The organism is Arthrobacter sp. Soc17.1.1.1 (assembly GCF_036867195.1).
Classification (GTDB): Bacteria; Actinomycetota; Actinomycetes; order Actinomycetales; family Micrococcaceae; genus Arthrobacter_D.
Map to the genome: position 1 here is coordinate 3218764 of NZ_JBAJII010000001.1, position 22691 is coordinate 3241454.

The 22691-nt window shown below is 70.9% G+C and carries 16 protein-coding genes; 9 read left to right on the forward strand and 7 right to left on the reverse strand.

What is annotated here, in order from left to right; all coding sequences use genetic code 11:
- Entirely contained in the window at window positions 1–837 is an 837-nt protein-coding gene (locus V6S67_RS14835) for a PRC and DUF2382 domain-containing protein (RefSeq protein ID WP_334210957.1), read from the forward strand.
- Window positions 838–1037: 200 nt separating this feature from the next.
- Here the strand turns inward: V6S67_RS14835 and V6S67_RS14840 are convergent, their stop codons facing one another.
- From V6S67_RS14840 to V6S67_RS14855, 4 genes are read right to left on the reverse strand one after another with little or no spacing between them, the layout of a single operon-like run.
- The gene (locus V6S67_RS14840) at window positions 1038–3374 is read right to left on the reverse strand and encodes a glycoside hydrolase family 3 N-terminal domain-containing protein (protein WP_334210958.1); all 2337 of its coding nucleotides are present in this window, start codon (window positions 3372–3374) and stop codon (window positions 1038–1040) included.
- Between the two features lie 2 nt (window positions 3375–3376).
- Window positions 3377–4195, reverse strand: coding sequence for a carbohydrate ABC transporter permease (locus V6S67_RS14845; protein WP_334210959.1), 819 nt, complete (start codon window positions 4193–4195; stop codon window positions 3377–3379).
- On the reverse strand, window positions 4195–5142 hold the full coding sequence (locus V6S67_RS14850; RefSeq protein WP_334210960.1) for a carbohydrate ABC transporter permease: 948 nt from the start codon (window positions 5140–5142) through the stop codon (window positions 4195–4197). The genes V6S67_RS14845 and V6S67_RS14850 overlap by 1 nt, the downstream gene beginning before the upstream one ends.
- An 8-nt stretch (window positions 5143–5150) precedes the next feature.
- Complete coding sequence (locus V6S67_RS14855) at window positions 5151–6452, reverse strand: ABC transporter substrate-binding protein (RefSeq protein WP_334210961.1); 1302 nt, start codon at window positions 6450–6452, stop codon at window positions 5151–5153.
- Window positions 6453–6617: 165 nt separating this feature from the next.
- Between V6S67_RS14855 and V6S67_RS14860 the strand changes: the two genes are divergently transcribed.
- Both V6S67_RS14860 and V6S67_RS14865 read left to right on the forward strand, forming a co-directional pair.
- Window positions 6618–7673 (forward strand): LacI family DNA-binding transcriptional regulator, encoded by a 1056-nt coding sequence (locus tag V6S67_RS14860; protein WP_334210962.1) that lies wholly within the window; start codon window positions 6618–6620, stop codon window positions 7671–7673.
- A gap of 82 nt (window positions 7674–7755) precedes the next feature.
- Entirely contained in the window at window positions 7756–8919 is a 1164-nt protein-coding gene (locus V6S67_RS14865; protein WP_334210963.1) for an ROK family transcriptional regulator, read from the forward strand.
- 149 nt (window positions 8920–9068) lie between these two features.
- On the opposite strand, the gene V6S67_RS14870 is transcribed toward V6S67_RS14865, so the two are convergent.
- A complete protein-coding gene (locus V6S67_RS14870) occupies window positions 9069–9308 on the reverse strand; it encodes a DUF3073 domain-containing protein (RefSeq protein ID WP_104050066.1) in 240 nt (79 codons plus the stop codon).
- Between the two features lie 300 nt (window positions 9309–9608).
- Between V6S67_RS14870 and V6S67_RS14875 the strand changes: the two genes are divergently transcribed.
- Window positions 9609–10979, forward strand: a complete 1371-nt coding sequence (locus V6S67_RS14875; RefSeq protein WP_334210964.1) for a septum formation family protein — start codon at window positions 9609–9611, stop codon at window positions 10977–10979.
- Between the two features lie 65 nt (window positions 10980–11044).
- On the opposite strand, the gene clpB is transcribed toward V6S67_RS14875, so the two are convergent.
- A complete protein-coding gene (gene clpB, locus V6S67_RS14880; RefSeq protein ID WP_334210965.1) occupies window positions 11045–13669 on the reverse strand; it encodes an ATP-dependent chaperone ClpB in 2625 nt (874 codons plus the stop codon).
- A gap of 201 nt (window positions 13670–13870) precedes the next feature.
- On the opposite strand from clpB, the gene V6S67_RS14885 reads away from it, so the two are divergent.
- The 5 genes from V6S67_RS14885 (at window position 13871) to V6S67_RS14905 (ending at window position 22240) form a co-directional block, all read left to right on the forward strand.
- A complete protein-coding gene (locus V6S67_RS14885) occupies window positions 13871–15847 on the forward strand; it encodes a penicillin-binding transpeptidase domain-containing protein (RefSeq protein WP_334210966.1) in 1977 nt (658 codons plus the stop codon).
- Window positions 15848–15991: 144 nt separating this feature from the next.
- Window positions 15992–17479, forward strand: a complete 1488-nt coding sequence (locus V6S67_RS14890; RefSeq protein ID WP_334210967.1) for a flotillin family protein — start codon at window positions 15992–15994, stop codon at window positions 17477–17479.
- A 252-nt stretch (window positions 17480–17731) separates the two neighbouring features.
- The gene (locus tag V6S67_RS14895) at window positions 17732–19282 is read left to right on the forward strand and encodes an APC family permease (protein WP_442884814.1); all 1551 of its coding nucleotides are present in this window, start codon (window positions 17732–17734) and stop codon (window positions 19280–19282) included.
- A gap of 145 nt (window positions 19283–19427) precedes the next feature.
- Window positions 19428–20480, forward strand: a complete 1053-nt coding sequence (locus V6S67_RS14900) for an agmatine deiminase family protein (RefSeq protein ID WP_442884888.1) — start codon at window positions 19428–19430, stop codon at window positions 20478–20480.
- The gene (locus tag V6S67_RS14905; protein ID WP_334210968.1) at window positions 20480–22240 is read left to right on the forward strand and encodes an amidase; all 1761 of its coding nucleotides are present in this window, start codon (window positions 20480–20482) and stop codon (window positions 22238–22240) included. Before V6S67_RS14900 ends, V6S67_RS14905 begins: the two co-directional genes overlap by 1 nt.
- Here the strand turns inward: V6S67_RS14905 and V6S67_RS14910 are convergent.
- Window positions 22231–22632, reverse strand: a complete 402-nt coding sequence (locus V6S67_RS14910) for a YccF domain-containing protein (protein ID WP_334210969.1) — start codon at window positions 22630–22632, stop codon at window positions 22231–22233. The two genes, V6S67_RS14905 and V6S67_RS14910, sit on opposite strands and share 10 nt — an antisense overlap.
- Window positions 22633–22691 lie beyond the last annotated feature (59 nt).

The following is a 22691-nucleotide window of genomic DNA, read 5'->3' on the forward strand; positions in this document are numbered from 1 at the left end:
ATGATCACCTCGCACGATCTCGATCGCCTGACCACCGGCAAGGGCACGGTCTACACGAACGACGGCGACAAGCTCGGCTCGATCGGCGAACTGTACGTCGACGACAGCACCGGCCAGCCCAGCTGGGTGACCGTCAACACGGGGCTCTTCGGCACCAAGGAGACCTTCGTGCCGCTGCAGGACGCTTCCGCCGACGGCAACGACCTCCGCGTCCCCTACACCAAGGACCTGGTGAAGGATGCGCCGTCCGTCGAGCGCGACGGGCACCTGAGCCCGGAGGAGGAGGAGCGCCTCTACCGGCACTACAGCATCGGGTCCGGCACGACGGCGACGGACACGAGGACCACGACGACCACCACCTCGGACCAGGGGCGCGAGGCGCCCGGCTTCCAGCCCGGCGACGAGCGGGTGGACCGCTCGGACAGCCGCGGGATCGTCGGCCACGACACCTCCGGGCCGACGACCGATGACGCCATGACACGTTCGAAGGAGGAGGTCCGCGTCGGCACGGAGACGCACGAGGCCGGCAGGGCCCGCCTCCGCAAGCACGTGGTGACGGAGAACGTCAGCCAGACGGTCCCCGTGAGCCACGAGGAGGTCCGCGTGGAGCGGGAGCCCATCACGGAGGCCAACCGCGGTGACGCGTACGACGGACCGGCCATCAGCGAGGAGGAGCACGAGGTGATCCTGACCGAGGAGCGCCCGGTGGTCGAGAAGGAAGCCGTCCCCGTCGAGCGCGTGCGCCTCGACAAGGAGACGGTCACCGAGCAGCAGACCGTCAACGAGCAGGTGCGCGAAGAGCGCATCGAGACCGAAGGCGGCGGCACCGGCCGCTGACGCTCCGCCCGACCGACACCGCTCGATCGACACCGCTCGACCGATCGGCTCGGCACGGCTGATCGGCACGGCTGATCGGCACCGGACGACTGATGGGCGCGCCGCGTGGCGCGCCCATCAGTCATGTAGAACCCTCGACGGCGGGCCCGTTCACCGGGAGCGGGCCCGCCGTTCGCGGAAGGGGACCGGCCGAGGCGCCGTCAGAGCGACGTGATCGTCACGTCGCAGTGCAGCCGCCGGGTGTGGTCGACCTGCCGGATGCCTCCGGTCAGGTCGAGCAGCACGGCGGCCCGGATGTCACCGCTCGACGCGCCGAGGCGCAGTTCGAGGGCACCCGGCTCGATGATCCGAACCCCGTCCCGCCCGGTGAAGGACGCGACGTCGGCGGGCACGGTGAACGCGACACGCGCCGAGGACCCCGCCGTGAGCGGTACCCGCGCGTAGCCGACCAGCCGCTGCACGGGCCGCACCACCGAGGCCACAGGATCGTGCAGGTAGAGCTGCACCACCTCGACGCCGTCGCGCTCCCCCGCGTTCGTCACGGTGACCGTGAGGCCGACCTCGCCGTCGGTCGCGATGGAGTCCGCCGTCGATGCCGCATCGCTCCACTCGAAGTGCGTGTAGCCGAGGCCGTGGCCGAAGGGGAACGCGGCCGTCGGGTCGATGTTGGACACCCCGCTGGACTGCGCCAGGGGCGCCGCCAGGTAGGTGGACGGCTGGGCGCCCGGTGATCCCGGGATACTGACGGGCAGCCGGCCTGCCGGGTTGATGCGTCCGCTGAGCACCCCGGCGACGGCACCGGCCCCCTCCTCCCCCGGGAAGAAGCCCTGCACGATCGCCGCAGCCTCGCCCGCTGCGGTCCCGAGCGCATACGGGCGCCCGGTCAGCAGCACCACGACGACGGGCTTCCCGGTGGCGAGCAGACCCTCGAGGAGCTGCTGCTGCACGCCGGGCAGGTCGAGCGATTCGGCGTCGCACCCCTCGCCGCTGGTTCCCCGCCCGAAGAGGCCGGCCCTGTCCCCGAGGACGGCGACGACGACGTCCGCACCACGCGCGACCGCGAGGGCCTCGTCGAAGCCGGTCGTCGCGCGCCCGTCGATGGTGCAGCCGGCCGCCGTCGTGATCTCGCTGCCGGGGAACTCGTCGCGGAGCGCGTCCGCGACGGTGGGGATCTCCAGTCCGAGCTCGACCTCGGGGTGCTGCTCGCCGACGTGGGCCGGGAACGAGTAGCAGCCGAGGAACGCGCGGTGGGTATCGGCGTTCGGGCCGATCAGCGCGATGCGCGGCGCCGCTGCCAGGGGCAGGACGCCGGAGTTACCCACCAGGACGATCGACTGCTCGGCCAGCCGGCGGGCGATGTCCCGGTTGCCCGCCGGGTCCAGGTCGACGACGGGCGCCCCGCCGCCGGCAAGGGCTGACGGTACGGCGGACCAGTCCGGATCGAGCAGCCCCAGGTCCAGCTTCTGCCGCAGCACGCGGCGCAGCGCGCGGTCCACGAGCGCCTCGTCGATCGTGCCGCCGTCGATCTCTGCGAGGAGGTGGTCGCCGAAGGTGTGCACGGTGGGGAGCTCGACGTCGACCCCGGCGGTCAGCGCGGCGGCGGCGGCCTCACCGAGGGTCCCCGCGACGCGGTGGAGCTCCTTCAGGAAGGCGATGCCGAAGTAGTCGGCGACCACCGTGCCGTCGAAGCCCCAGGTGTCGCGGAGCAGCGAGGTCAGGAGCGAGGCGTCGGCCGCGGTGGGCACGCCGTCGATGTCCGTGTAGGCGTGCATCACGGAGCGGACGCCGGATTCCCGGATCGCCATCTCGAACGGCGGCAGGAGGACATCCGCCCGCTCGCGTTCGCCGATGGACACGGGGGCGAGGTTGCGGCCGGCCTTCGACGCGGAGTACCCGACGAAGTGCTTGAGCGTGGCGACGATCCCGGCCCGCTCGAGTCCCTGCACGTACGCCGTCGCGATGGTCCCGATCAGGTAGGGGTCCTCGCCGATGGTCTCCTCGACCCTGCCCCAGCGGGCGTCGCGGACGACGTCGAGCACGGGGGCGAGGCCCTGGTGGACGCCGACGGAGCGGAGGTCCGTGCCGATGGCCGAGGACATGGTCCGTACGAGGTCGGGGTCGAAGGTGGCTCCCCAGGCGAGGGGCACCGGGTAGGCCGTGGCCTTCCAGGCCGCGAACCCGGCGAGGCATTCCTCGTGGACGAGGGCGGGGATGCCGAAGCGGTTCGCCGCCGTGATGCGCTCCTGGGTGCGCTGCAGTGACAGGGCGCCGAGTCCCGGTTCCACGGGGGCGGTGCCGAAGGGCCGGGTCAGCTGGCCGAGCCCGTGCGGCAGGAGCTCGTCGAGGTCCACGGCCTCGTTCATCTCGTGCTGGTGGGGGGCCACCTCGCCGCCCTCGGTGTTGGCTCCGACCCAGACGCCGACCAGCTGCGCGACCTTCTCGCGCAGCGTCATCGCCTGGATGAGGGTCTCCACCCGGTCCTCGGGTGCTGCGGCGGTGTCCCGCCACGGGGCGTCGTTCAGTGTTGTCTCAGTCATGGTCACTTTCCGCCAGCGCCCATGAGGCCCTGGACAAGCGCGCGGCGCGCGAACAGGTAGACGAGCAGGACGGGCACCATCGAGAGTGTGACCGCGGCGAGCAGCCCCGGGATGTTGATGCCGTACTGCGTCTGGAAGTTGAAGAGGCCGAGGGTCACCACGCGGGTGCTCTCGGACTGGGTGAGGATCAGCGGGAACAGGAATCCGTTCCAGGCCTGCAGGGCGGAGAACACGGCGATCGTGGAGATCCCGCCCTTGGACAGCGGCAGCACCAGGCGGAAGAACGCCCGGGCCGGGCTGGCCCCGTCCATGGCCATCGCCTCGTACAGCTCACCGGTGATGTCACGCATGGTCCCGCTGAGGATCAGGGTGCAGATCGGCAGCGCGAACGCGGCGGTGGGCAGGATGATGCCGAGCAGGTTGTCGTAGAGTCCCACGGCGTTGATCAGGTAGAACACGGGCACGATCACGGCCTGCGCCGGGATCGCGAGGCCCAGCAGGAAGAAGCGGAACACGAACGATGCCGCCCGGCTCTGGCTGCGCACGATCGCGTAGCTGAGCGGCGGGACGAGCAGGAGCACGATGGCGACGACGCCGACGGTGACCACCACGGTGTTGAGGAAGTACCGGCCGAAGCCGCTGGTGATCGCGTCCGCGTAGTTCTGCAGCGTGAAGCTCGTGGGGAAGGACAGCGGACCGTTGTCGCCGAACTCCTCCCGCGTCTGGAAGGTGCCCGAGAGCATCACGTACAGCGGGATCGCGACGACCAGCAGCCAGGCGAACGAGCCGATGCCGGCGAGATAATTGGGACGGGTCTTCATCACAGGCCTTCCAGCGAGCTGTTCATCTTGTCGTAGCCGGACACCTTGACCACCACGAGGGAGATCAGGGTGGCGACGACCACGAGCACGAGGGCGATCGCGCTGCCGACGCCGAAGTCGAAGCTCTGGAACGCCTCCTGGTACATGTAGAAGGCGGTGATGGTGGTGTCGGTCCCCGGCCCGCCGTTGGTCAGGATCAGCACGGTCTCGAAGGTCGTCAGGCCGCCCACCACCATCAGGATGATCGAGGTGATCGCCGTGTTGCGCAGCTGCGGCAGGGTGATGGAGAAGAACTGCCGCACCATGCCCGCGCCGTCGATGGACGCGGCCTGGTAGAGCACGGGCGGGATGCCCTTGGCCGCGCCCTGGTAGATGAGGGTGTGGAAGGGCGTGAACTGCCACATGCCCACGAAGATGAGGACGCCGATGGCGCCGGCCTGCGTACCGAGCAGGTTGCCGTCACCGAAGAGCCACGGGAGCTGGCCCGGGAGGCCGAAGTTCGGATCGAGCAGGGCGCGCCACAGCACCGAGATGGCGGCCGAGGACAGCAGCAGCGGGATGAAGTAGATGGCGCTGAGGACGGCACGGTTGCGCTGGTGACCCGCGGCCCAGACGCCGAGCAGGATGCTCAGCGGTGTCTGCGTCACCACGCCGAGCACGATGAACAGCAGGCTGAGCCAGAGGCTCTTGAGCATCACGGGGTCGGCGACGAGCGTCTCCCAGTTCTCGAGCCCCACGAACTCCGGATCGCCGAGGCCGCTCCACGAGGTGAAGGACAGGACGGCGACCGCTGCGAGCGGCACGAGCGCGAAGAGCGCGAAGAAGATGGTGGCGGGCAGGGCCCAGGCGAAGCCGGGGCGCCCCACGGAGGAGGCGCCCGAGCGGGCCGGGCGGCTCGTGGTCGAGCCGCCCGGCGCTGCCTGCCTGCGGGTTGCAAGCGTCGTCATGATCGGTCCTACAGTCCCTGCATCGCCTTGATGAAGCCGTCTTCATCGATCTGGCCGCTGAAGAACTGGGACACGGCGGTGTGGATGGTGACGGTCGCCTCGGGCGGGTACGCCTGATCCCAGGACAGCTGGAAGTTGGGCGCATCCTTGACGAGCTCGAACTGGTACGTGGCGTACTCGGGGTTCGAGGCCTGGTCGAGGAACTGCTCGGTGTTGGTGGTGGTGGGCAGGTTACCGATGGCGATCTGCTCCTGGACGAACTCGTCGGAGTACATGAGCTTCAGGAACTCGGCGGCCTCCTCCGGGTACCGGGTGTCCTTGTGCACGGAGTAGAAGTTGTTGGTGTTGCCGGCGAGGTTGGCGGGGTCACCCTTGCCGCCCTCGATCTCGGGGAACTCGCTGTAGCCGAGCGAGTTCTCAGCGAACTCGGGATTGGCGTCGAGGTGCGTCGCGTAGGCCCAGGAACCCATGAGCTCGAACCCGGCCCTGCCGCTGGAGAGCAGGGTGGGCGAGCCGCCGTCGGTGAACTTCACCGAGTCGAAGTTGGTGCCGAAGGCACCGGCGTCGATGAGTTCGCGAAGCATGCCGAGGGCCTCGCGGCTCTCCTCGGAGTCCCACACCTCGGTGTCGCCGTCGAGCGCGGCCTGGAAGAGTTCCGGTCCGGCCACGCGGTCGAACACGTACTGGAACCACATCTGGGTGGGCCACTGGTCCGCTCCACCGAGGGCGATCGGCGTGACGCCTGCGGCCTTCAGCTTCTCGACGTCCTCCAGCAGCTCGTCCCAGGTGGCGGGAGGGGCGTCGATGCCGGCCTGCTGCAGCACCTCGGAGTTGTTGAAGAGCATGACCGGCTGGGTGCCGCGCATCGGGATGCCGTAGCTCTTGTCGTCGACGACGGCCGTGTTGAAGACCGAGGGCAGGAAGGCATCCTTGAGCTGCGGGTCCTCCTCGATGAAGTCGTCGAGCGGCAGGAGGAGGTCGGCCTTCACGAAGTTCGCGATGCTGCCGCCACCCCAGTTGAAGAAGACGTCCGGAGCGGAGTCCGTGTCGATGATGGTCTGCAGCTTGGTCTGGTAGTCCGCGCCGGGGATCGTGTCGAGCACGACCTTGACGTCGGAGGTCTCGTTGAACTTCTCGACCATGGCCTGCTCGACCTTGTTGCTGGCGTCGCCGTAGACCGCGACGTGCAGCTCGTTCTCGGGCCGGCTCGAGGCGTCGCCGCCGCCGCCACCGCACCCGGCAAGGGTGAAGCCCAGCATCATGACCGCGGTGCCCGCAAGAGTGCGGGACATCCAGGTTCGGTTGTTCATCGTTGAACGCCTCTCGAAAGTTTCGATCATATGATCGAAAGTGGTGTTGTCGCATGAGTGTATGTAGCGCTCCTCGGCAAATGCAAGGCGGCGTGTGCAGCGGGTCACATTCTGCGACGAGCGGCGTCCGATGGCCCGCGAATACGCGGGGGTAAGCTATCGCTCATGTCGATTCCGGCGGACGAACCGCGCGTCACCCTCGCCCACCTTGCCGCGCAGGCAGGGGTGTCCCTCTCCACGATCTCCAAGGTGCTCAACGGGCGCACCGACGTGTCGCCGAAAACCCGGGCGAAAGTTGAGGAGCTCCTCGAGGAGAACGGCTACCGGCGGCGCAAGGTCTCGACGGCCAAGGCGGGCCTGGTGGAACTGGTGTTCCACGAGCTGGAGAGCGCCTGGGCCCTCGAACTCATCCGGGGCGTGGAGAACGTGGCCCGCAGCCATGGCCTGAGCGTCGTCCTCACGGAGACCGGTTCGCGGCACGCCCCCGGACCGGAGTGGATCGAGGGCGTCATGTCGAGGCGGCCCGCCGGCGTGGTCCTCGTGTTCTCGGAACTGCCCCAGGACTTCCGTACGAAGCTGGAGGCCAGGTCCATCCCGTTCGTGATCATCGACCCTGCAGGCGATCCGTCACCCGACGTCCCCTCGGTGGGGTCGGCCAACTGGTCCGGCGGGATGATGGCCACACGGCACCTGATCGACCTGGGCCATACGCGGATCGCGGCGATCAGCGGGCCGGAGGACATGATGTGCTCCCTCGCGAGGATCGACGGATACCGCTCGGCCATGAACATGGCGTCCCTGCCGATCGACCCCTCGTTCATCAGGTTCGGCAACTTCCACGTGGACGGCGGCCGGGACCACGCCTTCTCCCTGCTGCGCGGTCCCCACCCGCCCACCGCGATCTTCGCGGGCAGCGACCTCCAGGCCCTGGGCGTGCTCGACGCCGCCCGGCAGATCGGCCTGCGCGTCCCGGAGGAACTCTCGATCGTGGGATACGACGACCTGCCCGTGGCCCAGTGGTCGAGCCCTGCCCTGACCACCGTCCACCAGCCGCTCATCCAGATGGCGGAGGAGGCCACGCGCATGGTCCTGCGCCTGCGCGACGGCGAGCGGCCCGACAACCTGCGGCTGGATCTCGCGACGAGTCTCGTGGTGCGCCAGAGCACGTCCGCGCCGGACGGCGTCCTTGCGGTGGACGGCCCGATCGGGCAGCGAGCCTGATCCCGGGGAGTCCACCTCCCGATACGATGACACTCAGACCAGGCGCACGGAGGCTCCTGCAGGACGAAGGAGGATCCGCGCTGTGCGGTCATCACCCGGCACGGCGAACGGCACCGAGGGCCTTCGCGCGCAGAACCTGTCCCAGATCCTCACCATGGTGCACCGGGACGGACCGCTGTCCCGCTCCGAGCTGACCCGCCGGAGCGGCTTCAACCGCTCCACCGTCGGCGCCCTCGTGCAGGCCCTCGCGGAGAGGAACCTGGTGCGCGAGTCCGAGCCGGCCGGCGCGGGACGGGTGGGGCGCCCGAGCCCCATCGTGCAGGCGAACCCCGGCGTGGCCGTGCTCGCGGTCAATCCCGACATCGATGCGCTGACCGTCGGCGTCGTGGGCCTCGGCGGGCGGGTGCACCATCGCATCCGCCGAGAGACCCGCGGGATCCCGTCGCTCGAGGACGCCGTCGGCCTCACCCGCGACATCGTGGCCGGCCTGCAGCCGGCGCTGGCAGCCCTCGACCGGGTGCTCGGCGTCGGGATCGCGCTGCCCGGACTCGTCAACGCGGGCACGGGCCGCGTGCTCGTGGCACCGCACCTGGGGTGGCGCGACGCCGACCTCACCGGGCCGTTCAGCCGGGCGCTCGGGCTCCCGGCGGTCGCCGGGAACGATGCCTCGCTCGGGTCCCTCGCGGAGAGCATCTTCGGCGCGGCGCTCGGGGTACGGGACGCGGTGTACCTGAACGGCAGTGCGAGCGGTATCGGCGGTGGGATCGTCACCGGAGGAGCCCAGCTCGTGGGCAGCCGGGGCTTCGGCGGGGAACTCGGCCACACCCTCGTCAGCCCGGGTGGGGCCGCGTGCCACTGCGGCCGCTCGGGGTGCCTGGACGCCGAGGTACGCCTGGAACGACTGCTCGATGCGGCCGGCGAGGACGCCGGGGGCGGCATCGAGGCGCTCGAGCGGGTGCTCGCCGAGGACCCCGGGCCGGCCGTCCGAGCCGAGGCCGAACGCCAGCGGGAGTTGCTCACCGTCGCCCTGGTCGACTTCACCAATATCTTCGACCCCCGGCTGATCGTCCTCGGCGGATTCCTCGGCGCCCTCGTCGGGTTCCCCGGGGATCAGCTCAGCGGGACGGTCAACGCGGCATCGCTCGCGGGCGGGGTGGAGGTGCGCCGCGCGGCGCTGGGCCCGGAGCTGCTGCTGATCGGGGCCGCGGAGCTGGCGTTCCAGCCCCTGCTCTCGGCGCCGTCCTGACCTCCTGGAGGACACCCTCCCAGCGAGCACGTGGAGGCGGCTCCGATGCGGCGGCGACCATCAGGGACCTGTCCGCAGGCATACGGAACGGCGCATCGTCCCTGCCGGGCTGATGCGCCGTGGTGCACAGAAGGTCGGCGGATCGAGGGTCAGCCGGTGCGGCGGGAGCCGCTCTCCTCGCCGTCGTCCTCGACCTCGTCGGCGTACTTGTCCTCATACGCCGAGTAGTCCGGTTCAACCGGCTCGACGGGTTCGGTACGTCGGGTGGAAGCACGACTGCCCGGGCCTGTGAGCTCTCGCTGCAGTGCCGAATAGTCAGTGGCCGGGCTGAAGTACTTCATGTCCCGTGCCTGCTTGGTAGCTTTTGCCTTTTGACGGCCGCGCCCCATGGCGTGACCCCCTTTGTGCGTCGATCCGGAGGTGGTCACTGGGGCACGAGGCCCAAGGCTGCAGCGAGGCCCCGGAGTATTTGGTCAAATTGTCGTAAGTATAGGTTACATGGTTTCACCGTCGCCCGAGCCCGGTTCGGATCGACGGCGCGCGGGCCGCTGCGGTTGCGGTGCCTCCGGCCTGCCTGATCCACCCGCCCTGCGCCGGGTCCTCGCGGGAGCGAACTTGGATAGAGTCGGAGCCACGTCGGAGCGTCCCGGCGACGACCGACCAGGAATGCAAGGAGACAGCGGCCCACCATGAGCAACGAGGAGCAGGCACCGAGGGAGCCCGGGACCGGTCCCGCGCCGGACAGCACGGACGAGCAGGACGGCCCGACGCTGGTCGATCCCGACGACGTGGTCCTCGACGACGGGGACGTGTCCGCCGACGCCCTCGAGCCGGAGCTGTCGGTCTCGCCCGAAGCCCTCGATCTGGAGGAGCCTGCCCTCGGACCCGTGCGCATCAGTACCGACGCCGCGGAGGCGGCCTCGCTCGAGGAGGCCGCCGCCGAGGCACGCGCCGTCGCCGCGGAGGCAGAGGAGACCGGGACGCTCGTCGGCGGGCCGATGCCCGCCGACGCCCCGCTCGTCCGCGCCGCCCCGGACGGCACGGCACCGGCCGGGGGCGCCGCGGGAGACACGAGCGGCGACACCACTGACGCCACTGGCGCCCCTCACACCGCTGGCGCCCCTCACACCGCCGGTACTAAAGACACGACCGGCAGCCATGGCGCCTCCGCCGTCCCGCCCCCCGGCGCCGAGCGGCATCCGGACCCCGGGCACGGCGGGGACGCCGGGCACGGCGGGGACGGCGAGCCCCGCGGGGACGCCGGGAACGGCTACCCTGGCGAGGATGCCGGGGTCCCGATGGGCGGGCACTATGCCTTCCCGCCCGAGGGCGGCGAGCCTGGCCTCGGGCACCCGGACCCGTACCCAGGGACGGATCCGGCCTTCATCGGCCCGGGAGCCGCAGGAGCAGCCGGAGGCGCCGGCGTCGCAGGAGCCACCGGAGCGGGGGGCACGACCGGGGGCGCGGGACCCGCCGGCTCGGACGACACCCCGGGGAGCGGCTCCCCCGCCCGCGCCGGCTGGGTCCCCGAGGCGTCCGACGACGGGCAGCAGGGCGCCGCGCAGGATCCCCTCCGGCGCGACAGGACCCGGGCCAGGAGCAGCGCCCTGCCGCTGCTCCTGGTGGTCGGCGGTGCCGTCGTGCTCCTCGGACTCCTCGTCTGGCTGCTCGTGTCCCTGTTCGGCGGATCGGACGACGGGCAGCGCGTGGATCCGTCGTCCCTCGCATCCGGCGAATGCCTGGCGGAGTTCACGGACATCACCGAGGACGCGGCCCGGGTGGACTGCTCCGAACCCCACAACGCGCAGCTCGTGGCGAGCGAGAGCTACCCGGAGGACGCCGAGTTCCCGGGCCGGGAGCAGCTCGGCCTGCGCGCCGAGGCGGCGTGCGCCGACGCCTCGGCGGCCATCGACCCGGACGTCGTCACCGAGGACCTCCGCGTCACCCTGCTCAATGCGGTCCCGACCACTCAGACGTGGGCCGACGGCGACCGCCGCGTGGACTGCTTCGCGGTCGTCGAGGACGGCGGCACCCTGAGCCGGAGCCTGCTCACCCCCTGACGGGGCGGGATGCACGAAGGGGAGGGACCGGATGGTCCCTCCCCTTCGCGTCCGGGGTGCGGAGGCTACCGTGCGGCCCGCACGAGCAGGCCCTCCGGCTCCGCCCCGGGGTCCCCGAGCGCGTCCACATCGGGCTCCGGACGGTCGACGACCACGGTGTCGCCGTCGACGATCTCGCCGGCGAGGATGCCCCGGGCCAGCCGGTCACCGATCTCGCGCTGGACGAGTCGGCGGAGCGGGCGGGCGCCGTACGCCGGGTCGAACCCGGTGAGGGCGAGCCACTCGCTGGCGGCCTCACTGACGTCGAGCTCGAGCCTGCGGTCGTGCAGCCGGTCGCCCAGCGACTTCACCTGCAGCTCCACGATCCGCGACAGCTCGTCGAGGCTCAGCGGGTCGAACACCACGACGTCGTCGAGCCGGTTCAGGAACTCCGGCCGGAAGTTCGCGTTGACGGCCGACATCACGGCGGCGCGCTTCGCGGCGTCGTCGAGGGACGGGTCCACGAGGAACTGCGAGCCCAGGTTCGAGGTCATCACGAGGATCACGTTGCGGAAGTCGACCGTGCGGCCCTGACCGTCGGTGAGGCGGCCGTCGTCGAGCACCTGCAGCAGCAGGTCGAAGACCTCGGGGTGCGCCTTCTCCACCTCGTCGAGCAGCACCACGCTGTAAGGGCGGCGCCGCACGGCCTCGGTGAGCTGGCCGCCCTCCTCGTAGCCCACGTATCCCGGAGGAGCACCGACGAGGCGCGCCACCGAGTGCTTCTCCGAGTACTCGGACATGTCGATCCGGATCATGGCGCGCTCGTCGTCGAACAGGAAGTCCGCGAGCGCCTTGGCGAGCTCCGTCTTGCCCACACCGGTGGGGCCGAGGAACAGGAAGGAGCCCGTGGGGCGGTTCGGGTCCGAGACGCCGGCCCGGGCCCGCCGGACGGCGTCGGACACCGCGGACACCGCCCGCTTCTGCCCGATCAGGCGTGCGCCGATCACATCCTCCATGGCCAGGAGCTTCTCGCTCTCGCCCTGGAGCATGCGTCCTGCGGGGATGCCCGTCCAGGCGGAGATCACCTCGGCGATGTCGTTCGCGGTGACCTCCTCGGCGACCATCAGCTCCGGGGCGTTGGCGCTCTGCTCCTCGGCGGCCTGCGCCTCGCGCAGCTCGCGCTCCACCTGCGGGATCTCCCCGTACAGGATGCGCGACGCCGTCTCGAGGTCCCCTTCGCGCTGGGCGCGGTCGGCCTGCGAGCGCAGGTCGTCGAGGGATGCCTTCAGGTCGCCCACGCGGTTCAGGCCGGCCTTCTCCGACTCCCACCGCGCGTTCAGCCCGTCGAGTTCCTCCTGGCGGTCCGCCATCTCGGCGCGCAGGGCGTCCAGCCTCTCGCGGGACGCCTCGTCCTTCTCACGGGACAGCGCCATCTCCTCCATGCGCATCCGCTCGAGGGACCGGCGCAGCTCGTCGATCTCCACCGGCGCGGAGTCGATCTCCATGCGCAGGCGCGAGGCCGCCTCGTCGACGAGGTCGATGGCCTTGTCCGGGAGCTGCCGCCCCGGGATGTACCGGTGGGACAGCGTGGCAGCGGCCACGAGCGCGGAGTCGGCGATCGAGACCTTGTGGTGCGCCTCGTAGCGCTGCTTCAGGCCGCGCAGGATGCCGATCGTGTCGGGAACGGACGGTTCGCCGACGTACACCTGCTGGAACCTCCGCTCCAGTGCGGGGTCCTTCTCGACGTTCTCGCGGTACTCGTCGAGCGTCGTCGCACCGATGAGCCGGAGCTCACCGCGGGCCAGCATGGGCTTGAGCATGTTCCCGGCGTCCATGGAACCCTCGGACGCACCGGCACCCACCACGGTGTGCAGCTCGTCGATGAACGTGACCACCTGGCCGTTGGACGAGCGGATCTCCTCGAGCACCGCCTTCAGGCGCTCCTCGAACTCCCCGCGGTACTTGGCGCCCGCGATCATGGAGCCGAGATCGAGGCTGATCAGGCTCTTCCCCCGGAGCGACTCGGGGACGTCCCCGGCCACCATGCGCTGCGCGAGGCCCTCGACGACGGCGGTCTTGCCCACGCCGGGCTCGCCGATCAGGACGGGGTTGTTCTTCGTGCGGCGGCTGAGCACCTGGACCACACGGCGGATCTCGGCGTCGCGCCCGATCACGGGATCGAGCTTGCCGCTGCGGGCCACCTCGGTGAGGTCCACGCCGAACTTCTCGAGGGCCTGGAAGGTGTTCTCGGGGTCCGGGGTGGTCACGCGCCGGTCACCGCGCACGCCGGGGAGCGCGGAGGCGAGGACCTCACGCGTGAGCCCGGCGGACCGGAGGATGCCGCCCGCGGCACCGGCGTCGGAGGCGAGGGCCAGCAGGAGGTGCTCGGTGGAGACGAACTGGTCCCCCAGGGTGTCGGCCTCCTCCTTGGCGGCGTTGACCGTCTGCAGGGCACCGCGGGAGAACTGCGGCTGCGCCACGGAGGATCCCGACGACGACGGCAGGGCCTTGATCGCGGCGCTGGCCTGCACGCTCACGGTATCGGGATCGGCGCCCGCGGCCTTGAGCAGCGCGACGGCGATGCCTTCCCGCTGATCCAGCAGTGCCTTGAGGAAGTGGGGGGTCTCGATCTGTGCATTGCCCGCCGTGGAGGCATTCATGGCGGCAGCCGACAGCACCTCACGGCTCTTGGTGGTGAAATTGGTGTCCACGCGCGGTTCCTTTCCGTCCTGACGCAGGGATGGCGATCACATTGAGTGTACTCGACTCAACTTTGATGCGGGGCTGGATATTCCCGGGGGACACCCCTGTACCGGTGCTGTACGCTCCCGGCGTCGGGGATCAGCGGCGGGGCCCGATGCCCGGTGAGGCGCGGAGCGGCCAGAGACCGCGTCTCCGACATAATGGCCCGTATGGGGAAACTTCACCGCGCCACGTCCGTGCTGACCACCGCCGTTCTCGCACTGAGCCTTGCAGCATGCACCGACGACCGTCCCACGGCCGAGGACGCCGCCCGCACGCTGGCCGAAGGGCTGGGCCGGCTCGACGTCGGTCAGTCCTCCTTCGGCTCCCTGGAATCGTCCGAGGTGACCGGCCGGCTCGCCGCGATCACGGAGGGCTTCGCACCCGGGGCGCCCCGGGTGACGGTGGCAGGCGTGGAGGAGACGGGCGAGGACAGCGCGAGAGCCACCCTCGACTACGTCTGGGACCTCGACGCCTCGGACTCCGACTGGACCTACAGCACCACGGCGGACCTGACGCGCGTGGAGGACGTGTGGCAGGCCGCGTGGGACCCGGCGGTGTTCGTCCCGAACCTCCTGCCGGAGGAGAAACTGACGCTGACGCGGGTGCCCGGCGACCGCGGTGACATCACCGGCGCGCGCGGCGAGGTGATCGTCACCCAGCGGCCCGTCATCAGGGTCGGGATCGACAAGACGCGCGTCCCCGCCGAGCAGCAGGCGGCGTCCGCCCGGGCCCTCGCGGCACTGCTCGAGGTGGATCCCGCGGACTACGAGCAGCAGGTCACGGGCGCCGGCGCCGAGGCCTTCGTCGTCGCCCTCGTGCTGCGCGACGACGCCACCCGCACGGTGACCGACGCGCAGATCGACGCCGTCCCCGGCGCCCTGCGGCAGGCCGACACCCTCGAGCTCGCACCGACCCGCACCTTCGCCCGCGAACTGCTCGGCGGCGTCGGCGAGGCGACCGAGGAACTGGTGGAGCAGTCCGGCGGCGCCGTCACGGCCGGGGACGTCACCGGCCTCGGCGGCCTTCAGCTGCAGCACAACGCCCGGCTCGCCGGGACACCCGGCCTGGAGGTCAACGCGGCGCCCGTCGACGCCCCGGCCACACCGACGCAGCGGCTGTTCGCCAAGCCGCCCGTGGACGGGACGGACCTCGCGACCACGCTCGATCCCCGCCTGCAGAGCCTCGGCGAGCAGGTGCTCGCGGACGAGCCCTCGGCGTCGTCGATCGTGGCCATCCGCCCCAGCACCGGCGAGATCCTCGCCGCCGCCAACGGCCCGGGCAGCGAGGGGCTGCAGACGGCGCTGCTCGGGCAGTACCCGCCGGGATCCACGTTCAAGGTGGCCACGAGCCTCGCACTCCTGCGGAAGGGCTTCACCCCCCAGACGCCCACCGACTGCGCCGAGGAGGTGACGGTGGACGGCCGGACGTTCAACAACGCCAGCACCTACCCGTCCCGGTTCCTCGGCACCATCCCGCTGCTCGAGACCTTCGCGCAGTCCTGCAACACGGGGTTCATCTCCGCGCGGGACAGGATCACCCAGGCCGATCTCGCCGGCGCAGCCACCGACCTGGGTATCGGCGTCGAGGCGAGCATCGGTACGCCCGCGTTCTTCGGTTCCGTACCCACCGAGGCGGAGGGCACGGCGCACGCCGCCGCCATGATCGGACAGGGCGAGGTCCTCGTCTCACCCCTCTCGCTCGCCACCATGGCCGCATCCGTCGGCGCCGGCTCACGCGTCACGCCGACGCTCCTGGCACCCGGCGGGTCCACGGCCCCGGACCCCGGGTCCGAGGACGCCGCGGCGACGGCGGCACCCACCAGCGACGCCACGGCGTCGGCCACCGCCGAACCGGAGGCGGCACCGAGCGCCTTCACGGCCGCCGAGTCCACGATGCTGAAGACCCTCATGGCGGCCGTCGTCGCCCAGGGCGGCGCGCAGCTGCTGAAGGACGTACCGGGCGAGCCCGTCCTGGCCAAGACGGGCACCGCGGAGTTCGGCAGCGAGACCCCGCCCCGCACCCACGCGTGGGTGGTCGCCCTGCAGGGCGACCTCGCCGTCGCCGTCTTCGTCGAGGAGGGCGAGCTCGGCTCCACGTCCGGCGGTCCCCTCATGCAGGCGTTCCTCGCGGGAGCCGCCGCCTAACAGCCACCGGCCCGCCGCGGAGGCCGGGCCGTCCACTTCGACGACATGGGGGGTCGGATCAGCACAGTGAACGCAGTAGCTTGATCATCCCCCGGCGCCACACGTGCGCCGGGGGCCATTCGAAGACCGTTGAAAGGGTCGCAAGTGGATCTCACGTTCATCCCGCTCATCATCGGCGCGGTGGTGTTGCTCGTCGCCATCGTCGTCGCCGTCGTGCTCGCCCGCATGGCGCTGCACATCGCCAGCCCGGACCAGGCGCTCATCATCTCGTCCAAGGACAGCAAGGGGCAGCCGGACCCCGACAGCCAGCGCGTCGTCTTCGGCCGCATCTTCATCAACCCGTTCTCGCAGCGCGCCTACCCGCTGTCCCTCGCCTCACGCCAGGTGTCCCTGCGCATCGAGGGCATCTCCAAGAACGGCATCAAGCTCCACCTGACCGGCGTGGCCCAGGTGAAGGTGGGCGGGGACGCCGACGCCGTCCGCAAGGCGGCCCAGCGCTTCCTCAACCAGCAGGACGCCATCGACCACTACACCCAGGAGACCCTCTCGGGCTCACTGCGCTCCATCGTGGGAACCCTGACGGTCGAATCGATCATCCGGGACCGCGCCACCTTCGCCAAGAGCGTGAAGGAGGAGGCGGAGCACTCGATGCACAACCAGGGCCTGGAGATCGACACCTTCCAGATCCAGTCCGTCGACGACGACTCCGGCTACCTGAAGAACCTCGGCCGGCCCGAGGCGGCACTGGCGGAACGCAACGCGAAGATCGCCGAGGCCCGGTCCATGCAGGAGTCCGAGCAGGCACGCGCCCTGTCCGACGAGCAGGTGGCCCTCGCGCAGCAGCAGCTGATCATCCGGCGCGCGGAGCTGAAGGAGGAGGCGGACGCACGCCAGGCGCGTGCCGACGCCTCGGGCCCGCTCGCGCAGGCGGAACAGCAGGAGCAGGTCATCATGCGGGAGCAGCAGGTCGCCCAGCGGCGCGCCGAACTCCGCGAGCGCGAGCTCGACACCGAGGTGCGCAAGCCCGCCGACGCCGAGAAGTACCGCCTCATCCAGCAGGCGGACGCGAAGCTCGAGGAACGCCGTCGTGCGTCCGAGGCCAGCGAGATCGAGGCCCGCGTCGACCTCTCACGGCGCAAGCTCGTCGCCGAGGGTGACCGCGTGGCGGCCGAGGCGGATGCCGCGGCCAACACCGCCCGCGGCACCGCCGAGGCGGCGATCAACGAGGCCAGGGGCCGTGCGGACGCCGCCGTCATCGCGTCCCGCGGTGAGGCGGAGGCCGGGTCCACGGAGGCCCGCGGCAAGGCCGAGGCCGCCGGCATCGCAGCCCAGGCGGAGGCCTACGAGAAGTTCAACCAGGCCGCCATCCTGTCGAAGGTCCTCGAGGTCCTCCCCGCGATGGCCCGCGAGATCGCAGCCCCCATGTCCGCGATCGACACCATGACCGTGGTCTCGAACGATGGTGCGAGCCAGCTCAGCAAGAACGTCTCGAGCGGCGTCCACCAGACCACCCAGCTGGTCAAGGACACCACGGGACTCGACATCATCGCGCTCCTCGGCGACCTGATGAAGAACACCGAGAAGGTCGGGCTGAACGGCTCGAGCAGGTCCGGCGCCGACGACGGCTCCTAGCCCTCCACGGACGGAAAGGGCCGTCACCGCCTCGGCGGTGACGGCCCTTTCCGCTGCCCGGCGCCCTGGCTGCGCCGCGCCCCCTTCCCAAAACCGGTGACGCCCCCTACAGTGATCCGAGTAAATGAATGCCATTCATTTTGAGGTGCGGGTCACGCCCGCCCGCGGTCGGACATCCCTCCGGCCGCACCCGCCCCGGTGGACGACGTCGATGACGCGATGCGTCCACCCTCCTGAGGAAGGCCGACCACCGTGCCCATATCGCCCAGCCAGACCGCGACCTCGGGGGCCGGCTCCGCCGGCGGGACGGGGACCTCCCCGAAGGGACTCGCCCGCGGCCAGCTCGGACTGCTCGCCATCGTCATCATCGGCATCTCGACGATCGCGCCCGCCTATGTCCTGACCAGCACGCTGGGCCTCACGGTCGCCGAGATCGGCGTCCACCTGCCCGCCATCTTCCTCGTCGGGTTCATCCCCATGTTCCTCGTCGCCCTCGCCTACAAGGAACTCAACGCCGACTCACCGGACAGCGGGACCACCTTCACCTGGGTCACGAAGGCCTTCGGTCCCTTCGTGGGATGGATGGGCGGCTGGGGACTGCTCGCCGCGAACATCATCGTCCTGTCCAACCTGGCCGGCGTGGCCGTCGACTTCTTCTACCTGTTCCTCGGACAACTCACCGGCGACCCCTCGATCGCCGACCTGACGGCGAACAAGGCCGTCAACATCGTCACCTGCCTGATCTTCATGGGGGCAGCGGTCTGGGTGTCCTGCCGGGGCATCCGCACCACGCGCACGGTGCAGTACGTCCTCGTCGGCTTCCAGCTGCTCGTCCTCGCCTGGTACACCGTCCAGGCCTTCGCACGGATCGCGGCCGGTGGCGCCTCCGGCCCCGCCTTCAGCTGGGAGTGGTTCAACCCCCTGGGCATCGAGAGCTTCTCCGCCTTCGCCGCCGGCCTGTCGCTGTCCATCTTCGCGTTCTGGGGCTGGGACGTCTGCCTCACCGTGAGCGAGGAAGCCACCGACGGACGCCGGACGTCCGGGCTGGCCGCCACCGTCGCGGCGGTCGCCATCCTCGTGATCTACCTCCTCGGGTCCATCGCGACCGTGATGTTCGCAGGCCTCGGTGACACCGGCATCGGACTGAACAACCCGGACAACTCCGAGAACGTGTTCACCTCGCTCGCCGCCCCCGTGATGGGCCCGTTCGCGATCCTCCTGTCGCTGGCCGTCCTCTCGAGCTGCGGCGCGTCGCTGCAGTCGACCTTCGTCTCGCCCGCCCGCACGCTCCTCGCCATGGGCTACTACCGAGCCCTACCGGGCCGGTTCGCGCGCGTCAGCACCCGCTTCAACTCGCCGGTCTACGCGACGGTCTTCTCCGGGGTCGTCTCGGCCGCCTTCTACGTCCTGATGCGCCTGATCAGCGAGAACGTCCTCAACGACACCATCCAGGCGCTCGGCCTGATGATCTGCTTCTACTACGGGCTGACCGCCCTCGCCTGCGTCTGGTACTTCAGGGACTCGCTGTTGAGCAGCCCCCGGAACATGGTCTACCGGCTCTGTGCGCCGCTCCTCGGCGGGATCGGGCTGATCGTCGTCTTCCTCCAGACCGCCGTGGACAGCTGGGACCCCGCTTTCGGCAGCGGATCCGAGCTCTTCGGCATCGGCCTCGTCTTCGTGATCGGCATCGGCATCCTCGTGGCCGGCGCCGTCGTCATGCTCGTCGTCCACCGGCGCAGCCCCGACTTCTTCCACGGCCGGACACTCACCAGGGACTCGTCGTCGCTCGTCCTCGACGACTGAGCGCCTGCCGGTGGCCTCCGGCTCCGGCACTCCCCCGATCCAGCATGCTCCGATCCAGCACTCCCGATCCAGAAGGACTCCAGTGAACACCCGACACCACGACGACGCACCCACCCTTCCGGCGGAAGCGTCCCCCGGACGAGCGATGCCCACGGGACTCCAGAGGATGCCCGCGGAGTGGGAGCCCCACGACCGCACGTGGATGGCCTTCCCCCCGGCCAATGACACCTTCGGCTCCGACGGAAGCGGGACCCTCGCCCGGGCGCGGAACGCCTGGGTGCGCGTCGCGCAGGTCGTCGCCCGCCACGAGCCGGTGACGGTCCTGGCCGATCCCGCCGACACCGAGGCGGCCGCCGCACTCCTCGGAGGGGGCATCACGGTCGAACCGGTGCCGCTGGACGATGCGTGGCTGCGTGACTCCGGACCCACGTTCGTCCAGGGCCAGGACGGCGCGGTCGCCGGCGTCGACTGGCTGTTCAACGGGTGGGGTGCCCAGCACTGGGCGGCCTGGTCCAGGGACCGGCACGTGGGACGCGCGGTGGCGGATCTGGCCGGGGTGCAGGTCCTCGGGAGCGGACTCGTCAACGAGGGCGGCGGTTTCCACGTGGACGGACGCGGCACCGTCCTGCTGACGGAGACCGTCCAGCTCGATCCTGGCCGCAATCCCGGGGCCACCCGGGAGTCCGTCGAGACCGAGATCCACGCCCGGCTCGGCACCCGCCACGCCGTCTGGCTCCCCCGGGGCCTCACGCGGGACTACGGGGAGTTCGGCACCCGCGGGCATGTCGACATCGTCGCCGCCTTCACCCCGGCGGGCTCGCTCCTCGTCCACCGGCAGGACGACCCGGGGCATCCGGACCACGGGGTGACCCGCGAGATCAGGGCCGTCCTGGCGTCCTCCACGGACGCCGACGGCCGCCCGCTGCCGATCATCGACGTGCCGGCCCCGACGGTCACCCACGACGACGACGGGATCGTCGACTGGTCCTACCTCAACCACTACGTCGCGAACGACGTGGTGGTGCTCTGCGCCTTCGACGACCCGAACGACGCCGTGGCCGCGGGGATCCTGCAGGACGCGTATCCCGGCCGCACCGTCGAGCTCGTCGATGCGCGCGACATCTTCGCCTTCGGCGGCGGCATCCACTGCATCACGCAGCAGCAGCCGGCCCCGCGCCGTGCGGGCGGCGGTCTCTGATGGGCTTCGACGTGGTGGAGGCGACCGTCGCGGCGTCGAGGGAGGCCCTGCGCACGGGCGCGATGACGAGCGAGCAGCTCGTCACCGAGTACCTCCGGCGCATCGAGGCGTTCGACCGGGGCGGACCCCGCCTGAACTCCGTCGTCGTGCTCAATCCCGATGCACTGGACGAGGCGCGCGCGTCGGACCGCCGTCGTGCAGCCGGGCGGGTGCTGGGCCCGCTCGACGGCATCCCCTACACGGCGAAGAACAGCTACAAGGTCGAGGGCCTCACCGTCGCGGCCGGGTCGCCCGCCTTCCGTGATCTGGTGGCCCGGCAGGACGCCTTCACCATCGGGCGCCTGCGCGGTGCCGGGGCGGTCCTGATCGGCCTCACGAACATGCCGCCCATGGCCAACGGCGGCATGCAGCGCGGGCTCTACGGCCGCGCCGAGAGCCCCTACAACGCCGACTACCTCACGGCAGCGTTCGCCTCCGGCTCCTCGAACGGGTCGGGGACCGCGACGGCCGCGAGCTTCGCCGCCTTCGGCCTCGCCGAGGAGACGTGGTCCTCGGGCCGGGCACCCGCCTCCAACAACGGACTGTGCGCCTACACGCCGTCCCGCGGGGTCATCTCCGTGCGCGGCAACTGGCCCCTGGTCCCCACCATGGACGTGGTGGTGCCGCATGCCCGCACCATGGCGGACCTCCTCGAGGTCCTGGACGTCGTCGTCGCGGACGACACCGAGACGCGCGGCGACTTCTGGAGGATGCAGCCCTGGCTCCCCATCCCCCCGGCGTCGGCGCTCCGGCCCGCTTCCTACACCGCCCTCCACCCGGACGGGGTCAGCGAGGCGCGCCGGGTCCTCGCCGGCAGGCGCCTGGGCGTCCCCCGCATGTACATCAACGCCGACCCGGACGCCGGGACCGGCGACGCGCCGGGTATCGGCGGGCCGACCGGCCGGCGCATCGCCACCCGCCCGTCCGTCATCGCGCTCTGGGAGGCGGCCCGCCGCGACCTGGAGGATGCGGGGGCGATCGTGGTCGAGGTCGACTTCCCCGTCGTCTCCAACTACGAGGGCGACCGCCCGGAAGCACCGACCATCTCCACGCGCGGCCTCGTGAGCCGGGACTTCCTGCGCCGGGAGATCACGGACCTGTCCTCATGGGCATGGCACGACTTCCTGCAGGCCAACGGCGATCCCGCGCTCTCCAGCCTCGCCGACGTCGACGGCTCGACGATCTTCCCCCCACCGGAGGGAGCCCTCCCCGACCGCTATCACGGCTTCGACGACGACATCACCGGCTACCCGGCGCATCTGCGCGAGAACGCCATCAGCGCCCTGACGGACATCCCGCACCTCGAGGAAGGACTCCGGGGACTCGAGGAGACGCGGCGGCTGGACCTCGACCACTGGATGGAACGGCACGGACTCGACGCCGTGGTCTTCCCGGCGGCCGCGGACATCGCCCCGGCCGACAGCGACCGGGACCCCGCGTCGGCGGACATCGCCTGGCGCAACGGGGTCTGGGTCTCCAACGGCAACCTGGTGCCGCGGCACCTGGGCATCCCGACGGTCACCGTACCCATGGGACTGCTCGAGGACCTGCGGATGCCGGTGGGCCTGACCTTCGCGGGGCCCGCCTACGCCGACACGAGCCTGCTCGAACTGGCGGCCGCGTTCGAACGCATCGGGGCGTCCCGGCGCGTCACACCGCCCCGGACGCCGCGTCTGGCACCATCAGCCGATGCCGGCCGGCCCGGCGGGCTTCAGCGGTAGGTGGGCAGGTAGGTGCCCGACGACGGCACGATCACCTTGCCGAGCGGTGCCAGCGAGACCGGGATGAGCTTGAGGTTGGCGAGCCCCAGCGGGATGCCGATGATGCTGACGAACATCGGGATGGCCGTGAGCACGTGCCCGATGGCGATCCAGATCCCGGCCACGAGCAGCCAGATGACGTTCCCCACCGCGGTGAAGCCGTTCGAGGGCCCGCCCCGGTTCACGACCGTCTGGCCGAAGGGCCACAGCGCGTAGATGCCGATCCTGAACGAGGCCACACCGAACGGGATGGTCACGATCAGCAGGCAGCAGATGATCCCTGCCGCGAAGTAGCCGAGGGCGAGCCAGATGCCGCCGAACAGCAGCCAGATGACGTTCAGGAGTGTGCTCATGCGCCCATTGTTCCGCACACGCCCCGGCGGCGCACCACCCCGACGGACGGAAGGACCCC

What these genes read in the sequence shown, in the direction of transcription:
- V6S67_RS14910 (WP_334210969.1), bottom strand. Translation starts at nt 22,632, where the DNA reads ATGAGCACACTCCTGAACGTCATCTGGCTGCTGTTCGGCGGCATCTGG.
- V6S67_RS14835 (WP_334210957.1), top strand. Translation starts at nt 1, where the DNA reads ATGATCACCTCGCACGATCTCGATCGCCTGACCACCGGCAAGGGCACG.
- V6S67_RS14870 (WP_104050066.1), bottom strand. Translation starts at nt 9,308, where the DNA reads ATGGGGCGCGGCCGTCAAAAGGCAAAAGCTACCAAGCAGGCACGGGAC.
- V6S67_RS14845 (WP_334210959.1), bottom strand. Translation starts at nt 4,195, where the DNA reads ATGAAGACCCGTCCCAATTATCTCGCCGGCATCGGCTCGTTCGCCTGG.
- V6S67_RS14850 (WP_334210960.1), bottom strand. Translation starts at nt 5,142, where the DNA reads ATGACGACGCTTGCAACCCGCAGGCAGGCAGCGCCGGGCGGCTCGACC.
- V6S67_RS14860 (WP_334210962.1), top strand. Translation starts at nt 6,618, where the DNA reads ATGTCGATTCCGGCGGACGAACCGCGCGTCACCCTCGCCCACCTTGCC.
- V6S67_RS14900 (WP_442884888.1), top strand. Translation starts at nt 19,428, where the DNA reads ATGCCCACGGGACTCCAGAGGATGCCCGCGGAGTGGGAGCCCCACGAC.
- V6S67_RS14855 (WP_334210961.1), bottom strand. Translation starts at nt 6,452, where the DNA reads ATGAACAACCGAACCTGGATGTCCCGCACTCTTGCGGGCACCGCGGTC.
- V6S67_RS14905 (WP_334210968.1), top strand. Translation starts at nt 20,480, where the DNA reads ATGGGCTTCGACGTGGTGGAGGCGACCGTCGCGGCGTCGAGGGAGGCC.
- V6S67_RS14885 (WP_334210966.1), top strand. Translation starts at nt 13,871, where the DNA reads ATGGGGAAACTTCACCGCGCCACGTCCGTGCTGACCACCGCCGTTCTC.
- V6S67_RS14840 (WP_334210958.1), bottom strand. Translation starts at nt 3,374, where the DNA reads ATGACTGAGACAACACTGAACGACGCCCCGTGGCGGGACACCGCCGCA.
- V6S67_RS14875 (WP_334210964.1), top strand. Translation starts at nt 9,609, where the DNA reads ATGAGCAACGAGGAGCAGGCACCGAGGGAGCCCGGGACCGGTCCCGCG.